Annotated in this window: 9 protein-coding genes and 1 riboswitch; all 9 genes read left to right on the forward strand. The window is 36.6% G+C overall.

All coding sequences use genetic code 11. The annotated features are described in order from the left end of the window. Positions 1-103 precede the first annotated feature (103 nt). Positions 104-352: a hypothetical protein gene (locus WCV66_RS06645; protein ID WP_066329195.1), complete on the forward strand. Its 249-nt coding sequence runs from the start codon at positions 104-106 to the stop codon at positions 350-352. A 224-nt stretch (positions 353-576) separates the two neighbouring features. Continuing rightward, positions 577-664, forward strand: a riboswitch (cyclic di-GMP riboswitch). 1 nt (position 665) lies between these two features. After that, the gene (locus tag WCV66_RS06650) at positions 666-4,517 is read left to right on the forward strand and encodes an EAL domain-containing protein (protein ID WP_338788362.1); all 3,852 of its coding nucleotides are present in this window, start codon (positions 666-668) and stop codon (positions 4,515-4,517) included. A 319-nt stretch (positions 4,518-4,836) separates the two neighbouring features. Next, entirely contained in the window at positions 4,837-6,129 is a 1,293-nt protein-coding gene (gene rpoN / locus WCV66_RS06655; protein WP_338788363.1) for an RNA polymerase factor sigma-54, read from the forward strand. Between the two features lie 39 nt (positions 6,130-6,168). Further along, the gene (locus WCV66_RS06660) at positions 6,169-6,402 is read left to right on the forward strand and encodes a glutaredoxin family protein (protein WP_338788364.1); all 234 of its coding nucleotides are present in this window, start codon (positions 6,169-6,171) and stop codon (positions 6,400-6,402) included. 146 nt (positions 6,403-6,548) lie between these two features. Further along, positions 6,549-7,568, forward strand: coding sequence for a sugar-binding transcriptional regulator (locus WCV66_RS06665; RefSeq protein WP_338788365.1), 1,020 nt, complete (start codon positions 6,549-6,551; stop codon positions 7,566-7,568). 116 nt (positions 7,569-7,684) lie between these two features. After that, entirely contained in the window at positions 7,685-8,692 is a 1,008-nt protein-coding gene (gap, locus tag WCV66_RS06670; protein ID WP_066329186.1) for a type I glyceraldehyde-3-phosphate dehydrogenase, read from the forward strand. Positions 8,693-9,031: 339 nt separating this feature from the next. Beyond that, positions 9,032-10,216: a phosphoglycerate kinase gene (locus WCV66_RS06675; RefSeq protein ID WP_338788366.1), complete on the forward strand. Its 1,185-nt coding sequence runs from the start codon at positions 9,032-9,034 to the stop codon at positions 10,214-10,216. Between the two features lie 307 nt (positions 10,217-10,523). Next, positions 10,524-11,285, forward strand: coding sequence for a triose-phosphate isomerase (gene tpiA, locus WCV66_RS06680; RefSeq protein WP_338788367.1), 762 nt, complete (start codon positions 10,524-10,526; stop codon positions 11,283-11,285). Beyond that, a complete protein-coding gene (gpmI, locus tag WCV66_RS06685) occupies positions 11,278-12,813 on the forward strand; it encodes a 2,3-bisphosphoglycerate-independent phosphoglycerate mutase (RefSeq protein ID WP_338788368.1) in 1,536 nt (511 codons plus the stop codon). Before tpiA ends, gpmI begins: the two co-directional genes overlap by 8 nt. Position 12,814: the final 1 nt, after the last annotated feature.

Below are 12,814 nucleotides of genomic sequence, written 5' to 3' on the forward strand. Positions count from 1 at the left end.
GGTCCTTGTTATTTTTTATGGACAAGTTTCTTGTTTATTATTTTAGTTTATCTAAATTTAGAAACCTTTTCTTTATCCTTTTAACAATAGAGGAGGAATAAAAATGCATAAAGAACAACCTCATTCAGTCACAACAGTTGATTATAAGAGAATTGATGATAATAAGTGTTTTGTAGAAGTGAAAGGCTATGATGCGATATTGGGTTCTGAATTTAAAGGTGTTATAAAATTCTTGAATGGTGAACCTTTTGGGGATATTATTCATCCTTTAAACAGCTCGCTATCTCCAGATTGCCGTGTATTTGTTACTACCTATTTAATAACCAAGTACAATGAAGGTGAATATAATTAACAAAAAGCTTATCAAGTATGTATGAGTTATATTTAAGCTTTATTGCACTTTAGAACGTCAAACCTAACGGTGGGATCCTTTGATAGGATCCCTACGATTTTTTAGTACACATGTTTCAGTTTAACCACTTAAGTGCCTGAATTTTAACTTTCAGGAATATAAAAATTTTTTTGTGAAATTTACCATCTAAAGTCAGGATTAAATGACGATAAAAGTAATATAATCTTCGATAATGGCAAACCCAGCGAAAGTTGGTGACGCAAAGCTACGGACCTAAGGAGAATTTCTTTTTACTTTACTTGAGGTGAACTAAGTGATTAATTCATTTTTTGCTAACTATCATCCATTACTTTTTGTTGTTTCATTTATTATTGCTATCTTATCTTCTTATACTGGTTTTGATATACTTTACCGCCTTTCAAACCAAAAGGGGCGAAAGAAAACAATTTGGATATGGTATGGTTCTTTTACTATTGGTATTGGGATTTGGACGGCGCATTTTTTAGGAATGCTTGCTTTTATACCCTTTCATTCATTTGACTTATCTCATGTGTCTATTTCTTTAATAGTTGCAATAAGTCTTATGTATTTGACATTAATCATCAGTGCAAAAGCTCAAAAAAGTAGGGCTCATGGCAACTTAGCAAGTCTTATTTGGGGGATAAGCTTTCTCGTACTTCATTTTAGCGGAATGGAGTCATTTCATGGTCAAATTGAATACAATTTTTTCTCAGTTTTAGTAGCGACACTATTCGCCTTATTACCGACCTTTTATATTCTAAAAATGTTTATGCGGAATATGTTATCTCCTTCATTAGGCATTTTTCGTATGAAGATGATTAGCGGAATTCTTATGGGAATTAGTTTAATGTGTTTGCACTTTTTATCAATGGTAGGAATGACAAGTCATCTTGCTGCTTCTGAGCATGTAACCATCAACCATAATATTTACTTAACCGTTGGAATAGGAATAGGTAGTGTAGTTATTCTTTTCTTTTTTATTTTGATTTCTGTAATAGATAGAAAATTCACCAGCCAGTCACAGAAGTTAGAACGTACTGAACAGGTGGAGAAGGAACTGATTGAGAGTGAAGAACGTTATCGTAATCTTATTGAGAAATCTCCCATAGCACTGCTTGTAATTCAAGATGACATAATTGTTTACGCAAATCCTGAAGCGATTAAATTATATGGTGCTTCTCATGAGAAGCAATTAATTGGAAAATCAATTAAGAAAATTGTTCATCCTGATAGTATCGAACACTTTAAAAATTCAGTGGATAATCTATTTAAAGGCAAGGAACAACATTTTCAGGAATATAAGCTTTTTACACTTGATAAAAAATCTATTATTGTAGAGGGTTCTGGAGCAAAAGTTATGTATAATGGTAAGCCAGCGCTTTTAGCAATGGGGAAAGATCTTACCGAACAGAAGGTGCTCATCGAACAATTAACGATCAACGAACAACGTTATCAGTCTCTCTTTGAATATAACAAGGATGCTGTCTACTCATTTGATTTAACAGGAAATTTTACTAATGTTAATAAAGCCAGTGAACACCTGACAGGTTACAGTTCAGCTGAGTTATTAACTATGTCATTTGAGGAGATTATCCATCCGGATGATATATCAAAAGCAATGACTGCTTTTGATAATGCAACGAAAGGGAGTACCGATACACTTTATGTAAACGTTGTTCATAAATCGGGGAAACTAGTTTATGTTAATGTAACAAATATACCGATTGTTATTGAAAAGAAAATTGTGGGCATTTATGGAATTGCAAAGGACATTACAGAGCAAAAGAAAGCACAAGCTTTGGTACAGCATATGGCATACCATGATCATCTGACGGGGTTGCCAAACAGAAGTATGCTTGAGAAGTGTTTGTCGACTGGATTAGAACTTTCAACGAGAAAAGCAGTCCTGTTTATTGACTTAGACCGTTTTAAAGTTATAAACGATACATTAGGCCATACGATAGGCGATCTATTGTTAAAAGAAGTAGCTCAAAGCTTAAAGCGCTCTGTAAATGAAAACGATATGGTATTCCGACAGGGCGGCGATGAGTTTATTGTGATTTTGGAAAATGTGGATCGTGATCAAGCCGCAAAGATAGCAGAACGAATAATCGAAATGCTAGCTAAACCTTTCAAAATTAACGAATATGATATTTTTACTTCTCCGAGTATTGGGATTAGCTTATATCCTGATGACGGGGAAACGGGAGAGATCTTAATTAAACATGCGGATTTTGCGATGTATCAAGCAAAGTCAGCTGGAAAGAAAACGTATAGATTTTATTCTTCAAATGAGGAAGAAGGAACATATAATTCTTTAGAAATGGAGATGGCATTGCACAAAGCAATCCAACGTCATGAGCTTGTCTTGCACTATCAACCAAAAATAGATCTTAAAACAGGTAAAATCTCTGGTGCAGAGGCATTAATTCGCTGGAATCATCCTGAATGGGGAATTGTTTCTCCTGAAAATTTTATCCCAATTGCAGAAGAAACAGGACAAATTATTCCGATTGGAGAATGGGTCTTGTATACAGCCTGTGTTCAAAACAAGACTTGGCATAAAAAAGGATTTCCAAACTTAGTTATGTCTGTAAATTTATCAGCACGGCAATTTTCTCAGGCAAACCTTGTTCAAACAGTTGCAAAAATATTAAATGAGACTGGGCTTGATCCGCAGTACTTGGAGATTGAAATTACCGAAAGTATGACAACAGATATTGAAAGGACAATTACTACTTTAAAGGAATTAAAACGTTTAGGCGTACGAATTAGTATTGATGATTTCGGGACAGGCTTTAGCTCATTGAATTATTTAAAACGTTTCCCTGTTGATACATTAAAGATCGATCAATCCTTTGTTCGTGAACTCCATAATAATCCTAGTGACGAAACAATTGTAAAAACAATTATTTCGATGGCTCACAACTTAAATTTAAACGTTGTAGCTGAGGGGATTGAAACGAAGGAGCATTTAGTGTTTCTTCAACAATATGTTTGTAATGAAGGTCAGGGATATTATTTTAGTAAACCCGTTCTTGCGGAAGAATTTGAAAGCAAGTTTAAGGACATTGAAAAAATAGTAATCTCATGTGGAATTTCTCAAGATTTAAATGATCGTTTATGGGCTGAGAAATTAATTCAAAATGCACGCAAAGAACTTCAGGAAACTGTGCGGTTACAGCAAGGAATGACCATGAAGTTCAAAAAAGTGAATGGACGATTTATTCATACCTTATTCGACGGAGAACTAGCTTATCAACTTGGCCTAGTTCCTGAACAAACAATAGGAAAAGAGCTAATTGATTTTATACCAGTTGAAAAAGCAAAAGAGAAAACAAAATATTATCAAAGAGCATGGGATGGCGAGGAAAATGTAACGTACGAAGGTGAGCTTAACGGTATCTATTATCTTGCTGCTTTAAGTCCGATTAAAAGAGGCGGAGAAATTGTAGAGATTATTGGCTCATGTATAAACATTACGCAATTAAAAGAAACCGAAAAAGCATTACGTAAAAGCCAAGAAATGTATCGCCTAATGGCTGAAAATATGAAAGATCTCGTCTCAATTTATGATGTAAACGGGACAATGGTATACGCTTCTCCTTCTCATGAAAATGTACTCGGTTATCCTCCAAGTCATTTTGAAGGTAGGAAAATATATAGTCTTTTCCCTGAAGCTGATCAGAACATGCATAAGTTTTCTTTTATGGAAATGGTAAAAACAAAGCAAGCAAGTCAGAAAGAAATTAAATTCAAAAAGCTTGATGGTGGCATTTGTATATTTGAATCAGTATTAACACCGATTTTGGACGAAAATGGAAATGTTCAGCATGTCATTGGGGTGGCAAGAAATATTACTGAGATGCAAAAAGCAGAAGAGCTTTTACGGAAATCTGAAAAGTTAACAATTGCCGGAGAAATAGCAGCTGAAGTTGCCCAAGAAATAAGAAACCCGATGACATCAATAAAGGGTTTGTTCCAGTTACTTCAAAAAGGAATCTATAAACCAGAATACTTTGATATCATCCAGGTTGAAATTACATTGGTTGAAGAGATCATTAATGAGTTTCTTAAGCAGTATAAGCACACGACTTCCACAAAGGACAAAAAAAGTAAAAATGTGGATGAGGAAGATGAATAATAATTTAAGTGGTAAATTGAATTACGACCAATCGAAAGGCTGATCAATAAATGGTCAGCTTTTTTCGTTATTTATTGTATTGATGGCTATTGGCCTAAAGACAGGATTTAGCCATTCTCTAGCGATTAATACAAAAAACCTAATTCCAGCATTTTTTTGTGACAGAAACATAATCATGTAGTAGGATTATAATTAAGAAGTTTGAGGATAGTTTTGTTGAAAAGGAGAATACGTCACTAAATGTAAGCGTTTCCTTTGTGGCTATACTGTACCTCTTTTCTTAAACTTTGAGTAGTATGTAAAATAGGGGGAAGCTAACATGAAAATTGGGTTAATGCAAGAACAAACGTTAAAATTGAAAATGACTCAAGAATTACAGCAAGCGATTACTTTATTACAATATTCCTCAGTTGATCTCCTTTCTTATATCCAGGAACTCACAATGGAAAATCCCCTCATTGAAGTAAGAGAAACCTACAGTTCTCCATATCGTAAGTCCAGCTCAAAATCAGATAAGCAATCATTTATTGAGAATTCCTTCGAAGAAAAGCCTAGCCTTAGAGAGCATTTGCGGAATCAGCTAATTGATTTTTCGATGACCACTAACGATAGAGCATGTCTTGATTTATTAATCAATGCTCTTGACGCAAATGGATATTTAAAGGACAACTTAGTAGACCTTGCTCGTATCGTTAACGTTAGCGAAGAATTGCTTGAAAGCAAGTTATATATGCTCCAAAGCTTAGAGCCTGCAGGTGTTGGTGCACGTTCTCTGCAAGAGTGTATTTTATTACAGTTAAGGCGATTGCCGATTAGAAATGAACTCGCGGAAACGATCATCTTAGACCATTTCCGGAGCTTTGCTGAAAAGTCTTGGAAGGACTTAGCTAAAAAATTAAATGTCTCAATAATTGAAATCCAGGAAATACAGCACGAAATAAAAAAACTTGAACCGAGACCGGGGCTAAAATTTGAAAGTGATGAATCAACATATGTAACTCCTGACATGATCGTTAGAAAGACAAATAATGAGTTACAGGTAATTTATAATGACGAGCTTATTCCGCAACTATTATTTAATCAGACCTTAGAACCAGCTATTCTGAGTACGATGGATTCAGCGACAAAGGATTTTTATTCTAAAAAGCTAACACAGGGAAGATGGCTGCAAAGAGCGATTGAACAGCGTAAAGAGACAATGTTAAATGTAATGAAGGTGATCATTCAAAAACAACACGAATATTTTTTATATGGAAAAAGCCTTCTGAAGCCACTAACATTAAAGGATATCGCAGATGCCTTGGACATTCATGAATCGACGGTTAGCAGGACGGTAAAGGATAAATTCATCCAAACACCTCATGGCTTAGTAAGTATGAAATCATTTTTCTCAAATAAGCTTGATGAAGAAAGTGGTGAGGTTTCATCTGCATCTGTAAAAATGAAACTGATGGAAATGGTTAATTCTGAAGATAAAAAGAAACCTTTATCAGATCAAAAAATTGCAAATGAGTTAAAATCTCGTTATGGTATAAATATTTCAAGAAGAACTGTTACAAAATATCGCGAACAATTAAACATTTCATCATCAGCGATAAGAAAGCAGTATTAATAAATATAGTAGTCAACAGAATGGAAGGGTTAGTGAATCATGAAAAAGGTTATCTTCTACTCAAAGGAAAATTGCTCTTTATGTGATAAGGGCTTAGCGATTTTAAAAGACATTCAAAAAGAAATTCCTTTTGAATATCATATTGTGGATATTTATCAGGATGATGAACTTTTGGAACTATATCAAATTATGATCCCCGTCGTAAAAATCGATGATGAAATCGCTTCTTATGGAATATTGGAAAAAGATAACATAAGAAAGCGGTTACTTTAAAAAGTCGTAAAACATTCCTTGAATATGCAAATTTACCCTGTTAAAATAAAGATGTAGCAGGGGAGATTTTTTTTTGAGTAGGTGGGACATAATAAGTCATAGCGGGACATTAAAAGTCCAGATCGACTCAGAAAGGGATAGCAAAGATGAAATCATTAATAGAAGTACAAAAGAAATTATTGCCTGACCTATTACAGGTTATGCAAAAACGCTATCAAATTCTGCAATACATTCGGTTAATGCAGCCGATTGGACGAAGAAGTCTCTCAATTAGTCTAGGATTAAGTGAAAGAGTCCTAAGGAGTGAAGTTCAATTTCTGAAAGATCAGAACTTAATTGAAATTCACACTTCGGGTATGAACTTAACGAAAGACGGAACATCTCTATTGACTGTTCTCGAAGAAATGATGAAAGACGTATTAGGATTGACTCTTTTGGAAAATACATTAAAGGAGAAATTTAATCTTAACAAAGTGATCGTCGTTTCTGGTGACAGTGATCAATCTCCATGGGTGAAAAAAGAAATGGGAAGAGCATGTGTATCATGCATAAAAAAGCGATTAGATGCAAAAAATATCGTCGCTGTTACTGGAGGTACTACCCTTGCTGCTGTTGCGGAAATGATGACTCCAGACAGCAAAAATCGCGAAATCCTATTTGTTCCTGCACGTGGAGGACTTGGAGAAACAGTTGAAAATCAAGCGAACACAATTTGTGCAAAGATGGCAGAGCGTGCTAGTGGAAATTACCGACTTTTACACGTTCCTGATCAGCTTAGTAAGGATGCTTATCAATCAATCATTGAAGAGCCTTCTATTAAAGAACTCTTAGATATGGTGAAATCCTCAAGTATGGTTATTCATGGAATTGGAGACGCTAAAACGATGGCAGAGCGCCGGAGAACTCCGGAAAAGGATTTCCTTAAAATCGAAAAAGGAAATGCTGTAGCAGAATCGTTTGGTTATTATTTTGACCATGAGGGTAATATCGTACATAAGGTTCAAACAGTAGGAATTCAGCTAGAGGACATTGATGAGGTGCCAAATGTTATTGCGGTAGCAGGTGGAGCATCAAAGGCAAAGGCAATTAATGCCTATATGAAACAAGCATTAGACTCTGTTTTAATAACAGATGAAGGTGCTGCAAATGAGTTAATAAGGGATTAATTATCCCTGATTATATATGTTCATTTCTTAATACTTTTTGAGAATTGAACAACCTTAGTAATGTAGCGTTCAAGGGTGTATCACCTATTGAACACAATTAAAGGAGGAAATTAATCATGGCAGTAAAAATCGGTATTAATGGTTTTGGTCGTATTGGTCGTAATGTATTCCGTGCAGCATTAAAAAATCCTAACGTTGACGTTGTAGCAGTTAACGATTTAACAGATGCTAACATGTTAGCTCATCTTTTAAAATATGATACAGTTCACGGAAAATTAGATGCAGAAGTTTCTGTTGACGGTAACAACCTAGTAGTAGAAGGAAAAACAATTCAAGTATCTGCTGAGCGTGACCCAGCTAAATTAACTTGGGGCGAGCAAGGCGTTGATATCGTAGTTGAATCTACTGGTTTCTTCACTAAGCGTGCAGACGCTGCGAAACACTTAGAAGCAGGCGCTAAAAAAGTTATCATCTCTGCTCCAGCAAGTGACGAAGATATTACAATCGTTATGGGTGTAAACGAAGATAAATACGATGCAGCTAGCCACGATGTAATTTCTAACGCTTCTTGTACTACTAACTGTTTAGCTCCATTTGCTAAAGTATTAAATGATAAATTCGGTATCAAACGTGGTATGATGACAACTGTTCACTCATACACAAATGATCAACAAATCTTAGATTTACCACATAAAGACTACCGTCGTGCTCGTGCGGCAGCTGAAAACATCATCCCAACTACAACTGGTGCTGCTAAAGCTGTTTCTCTAGTATTACCTGAATTAAAAGGTAAATTAAACGGTGGAGCAATGCGTGTTCCAACTCCTAACGTTTCTTTAGTTGACTTAGTTGCTGAATTAGATAAAGAAGTAACTGTTGATGAAGTAAACGCAGCATTACAAGCAGCTGCTGAAGGCGAATTAAAAGGTATCCTTGGATACAGTGAAGAGCCATTAGTATCTGGTGATTACAACGGTAACATTAATTCTTCTACAATCGATGCTTTATCTACAATGGTTATGGAAGGTAGCATGGTTAAAGTTATTTCTTGGTATGATAACGAAAGTGGCTACTCTAACCGTGTAGTAGATCTTGCTGAATACCTTGCGTCTAAAGGTCTTTAATTCTTAAAGAATTCTCAGATAGAGAATTAATTGAATAAGACTTAAATGTATGAAAAAATGGGGAAAGGGGATCATCCCCTTTCCTTGTTTTGTTTTTAAGGCATAAGTTTTTAAGACACTTTGGCTTATTACTAAGTTTTTGTGTCTAGCTGCAGCGCCTAGCCCCGAAGCACAGGACGTGCAAGTGCAGTTACAGCGACAGGACGTCGCGTTCGTAACTGCCTCGAGGTCACAAGCCAATCCTCACTGAAAGGTAAAGAACACCTTTCTGTGAGGGTCGTCTTGTGCTTGTCGGGGCTGACCAAGGCGCTTCCGCATTTCAGAATAGGAGGGCTTTTCATGAACAAAAAGTCAGTTAAAGACATTGATGTAAAAGGAAAAGTCGTCTTTTGTCGCGTTGATTTTAACGTTCCGATGAAGGATGGACAAGTTACAGATGATACACGTATTCGTGCAGCTTTACCTACGATTCAGTACCTTACTGAGCAAGGTGCAAAGGTCGTATTAGCAAGTCATTTAGGACGTCCAAAGGGACAAGTAGTTGAAGAGCTACGTTTAAATGCAGTGGCAGAAAAGCTACAGGCACTTTCAGGTAAGAATGTTGTGAAAACAGATGAAGCTTACGGTGAAACTGTTAAAGCTGAAATTGCGAAGCTAGAAGAAGGTGGCGTTCTATTATTAGAAAACGTTCGCTTCTACCCTGGTGAAGAAAAGAATGATCCAGAACTAGCAAAAGCATTTGCTGACTTAGCAGATATTTATGTTAATGACGCATTTGGGGCTGCTCACCGTGCACATGCTTCAACTGAAGGAATTGCAAAACATATTCCAGCTGTTGCAGGCTTCTTAATGGAAAAAGAGCTTGAAGTATTAGGTAAAGCCTTATCAAATCCTGAACGCCCATTTACAGCGATTATCGGTGGTGCGAAAGTTAAGGATAAAATTGGTGTTATTCAACACTTACTTGATAAAGTTGATAACTTAATCGTCGGTGGTGGATTAGCTTATACATTCATCAAAGCATTAGGCCATGATGTAGGGAAATCACTTTTAGAAGAAGATAAAATAGATTTAGCAAAATCATTCCTAGACCAAGCAAAAGAAAAAGGCGTTAATTTCTACGTGCCTGTTGATGTCGTTGTTGCAGATGATTTCTCAAATGACGCAAATACTCAAATTGTACCAATCGACAGCATTCCTAGTGATTGGGAAGGTCTTGATGCAGGTCCAAAAACACGCGAAATCTATGCGGATGTTATTAAAAAATCTAAATTAGTTATTTGGAATGGACCAATGGGTGTGTTTGAATTAGATGCATTTGCAGGTGGTACGAAGGCTGTTGCCGAAGCACTTGCTGAAGCAAATGATACATATTCCGTAATCGGAGGAGGAGATTCAGCAGCGGCTGTAGAAAAGTTTGAGTTGGCAGATAAAATGAGCCATATTTCTACAGGCGGTGGAGCTTCTCTTGAATTTATGGAAGGTAAGGAACTTCCAGGTGTTGTGGCATTAAACGATAAATAAGAAAAGCGGAAGCGACCGTTTAGCGACGTATGAACTGGAGCACTACGTATGAGATAAAGGAAACACGAAGAGCGTAAGCGATTCGATGTTGACTTATCGTAAGGAGTAGTGTGAAGTTCACTAGTCGCTGGGAGCTGGAGCTAGACACGAAACTAATTAAAAAGTCGTGTCTCAAGTTTTATGTTTGTAAAATAAGAAACCAAGATTAGTCGCGACATCTTGACTATTATTTTTACGCAAGCATTTACCTTCATTTTTTATCGTGGCGTTATTAGTCTTAGGAAACTTGAAAAGGGACGGTGTAATCATGAGAAAACCAATTATTGCAGGTAACTGGAAAATGAACAAAGTTTCTTCTGAAGCAAGAAGCTTTGTTGAAGAAGTAAAAGGTTTAGTACCTACTGCAGCTAATGTTGACTCAGTAGTATGTGCTCCAGCACTATTTTTAGAAAGCCTTGTAGGTTTAACTGAAGGTAGTGACCTAAAAGTAGGTGCGCAAAACATGCACTTTGAAGGAAATGGCGCATTCACTGGCGAAATTAGTCCAGTAGCACTTAAAGATTTAGGTGTTAGCTATGTTGTTTTAGGACATTCAGAGCGTAGAGAAATGTTTGCTGAAACAGATGAAACAGTTAACAAGAAAACACTAGCTGCTTTCAAACATGGTTTAACTCCAATTGTTTGCTGTGGTGAAACGTTAGAAGAACGTGAATCTGGTAAGACAAATGATCTTGTAGGTGAACAAGTGAAACTAGCTTTACAAGGTTTAACTGAAGAGCAAGTAACTCAAACTGTTATTGCGTATGAACCAATTTGGGCTATTGGAACTGGCAAATCTTCATCTTCTCAAGATGCAAATGAAGTATGTGCACATATCCGCCAAGTTGTTGGTGAGCAATTTTCACAAGCTGCTGCACAAGCTGTACGTATTCAATACGGTGGTAGTGTAAAGCCTGAAAATATTAAAGAATATATGGCGCAGCCTGATATCGATGGTGCACTAGTCGGTGGAGCAAGTTTAGAAGCACAATCCTTCCTTCAGCTTTTGGAGGCAAGTAGCAATGAGTAAAGCACCAGTTGCACTAATTATTCTTGACGGCTTTGCTTGCCGTGAAGAATCGAAAGGAAATGCAGTTGCTCATGCTAAGAAGCCAAACTTTGACCGTTTCTGGAATCAGTATCCACATTCGCAATTAACGGCTTCTGGTGAAGCGGTAGGTCTTCCTGAAGGACAAATGGGGAATTCTGAAGTAGGGCACTTAAATATTGGTGCAGGTCGTGTTGTGTATCAAAGCTTAACACGTGTAAACGTAGCAATTCGTGAAGGAGAATTTGAAAAAAATGAAACTTTCACAGCTGCTATTGATCATGTAAAACAAAACGGTACAAACCTACACTTATTTGGTCTATTATCAGATGGTGGCGTTCATAGTCATATCCAGCATTTATATGCTCTTTTGCAGCTTGCAGCTAAAGAAGGCGTGAAAAATGTGTACATCCATGGCTTCCTTGATGGTCGTGATGTAGGACCAAAAACTGCTAAAACATACTTGAATGATTTACTAGAAAAAATCACAGAATACGGTGTCGGGGAAATTGCGACTTTATCAGGACGTTACTACTCAATGGACCGCGATAAGCGTTGGGACCGTGTAGAAAAATCATACCGTTCAATGGTGTACGGGGAAGGTCCTACTTACAGTACTCCAATGGAATGTATTGATGATTCTTATAACAATGGTATCTTCGATGAATTTGTACTTCCATCTGTTATGACGAAGGAAGACGGTTCACCTGTTGCAACTCTAAGTGATAACGATGCGGTAATTTTCTATAATTTCCGTCCAGACCGTGCAATACAAATTTCAAACACGTTTACAAATGAAGATTTCCGTTCATTTGATCGTGGAGAAAAACATCCTAAGAACTTACACTTTGTTTGTTTAACACATTTTAGTGAAACAGTTGATGGATATGTTGCTTTTAAACCAACAAACTTAGATAATACAATTGGAGAAGTGTTAGCACAAAATAATTTAACACAACTTCGTATTGCAGAAACTGAAAAATATCCACACGTAACCTTCTTTATGAGTGGTGGTCGTGAAGAGAAGTTTCCAGGTGAAGAGCGTATTTTAATTGCTTCACCAAAGGTTGCAACTTATGATCTTCAGCCAGAAATGAGTGCATATGAAGTAACGGACGCGTTACTTGCCGAAATTGAAGCTGATAAATTTGATGCAATCCTTTTAAACTTTGCAAATCCAGATATGGTAGGACATTCTGGAATGCTAGAGCCAACAATTAAAGCAATTGAAACAGTTGATGAGTGTCTTGGAAAAATAGTTGATGCAATCATCGCTAAAGGTGGAAAAGCAATCATTACAGCTGACCATGGTAACTCTGATGAAGTTGTAACATTAGAAGGTGAGCCAATGACAGCTCATACGACAAATCCAGTTCCAGTCATTGTGACTGAAGAGGGTGTTACACTTCGTGAAGGTGGAATTCTTGGCGATTTAGCACCAACAATGCTTGATCTATTAAATGTCGAATTACCTAAAGAAATGACAGGAAAAACATTAATCCAAAAATAAA

It is taken from the genome of Metabacillus rhizosphaerae (genome assembly GCF_037201795.1).
Lineage (GTDB): Bacteria > Bacillota > Bacilli > Bacillales > Bacillaceae > Metabacillus > Metabacillus rhizosphaerae.

Excerpts from the sequence above, each read along its gene's own strand:
- gap (WP_066329186.1), top strand. The coding sequence starts at position 7,685 with ATGGCAGTAAAAATCGGTATTAATGGTTTTGGTCGTATTGGTCGTAAT.
- WCV66_RS06665 (WP_338788365.1), top strand. The coding sequence starts at position 6,549 with ATGAAATCATTAATAGAAGTACAAAAGAAATTATTGCCTGACCTATTA.
- rpoN (WP_338788363.1), top strand. The coding sequence starts at position 4,837 with ATGAAAATTGGGTTAATGCAAGAACAAACGTTAAAATTGAAAATGACT.
- WCV66_RS06645 (WP_066329195.1), top strand. The coding sequence starts at position 104 with ATGCATAAAGAACAACCTCATTCAGTCACAACAGTTGATTATAAGAGA.
- tpiA (WP_338788367.1), top strand. The coding sequence starts at position 10,524 with ATGAGAAAACCAATTATTGCAGGTAACTGGAAAATGAACAAAGTTTCT.
- WCV66_RS06675 (WP_338788366.1), top strand. The coding sequence starts at position 9,032 with ATGAACAAAAAGTCAGTTAAAGACATTGATGTAAAAGGAAAAGTCGTC.
- WCV66_RS06660 (WP_338788364.1), top strand. The coding sequence starts at position 6,169 with ATGAAAAAGGTTATCTTCTACTCAAAGGAAAATTGCTCTTTATGTGAT.
- gpmI (WP_338788368.1), top strand. The coding sequence starts at position 11,278 with ATGAGTAAAGCACCAGTTGCACTAATTATTCTTGACGGCTTTGCTTGC.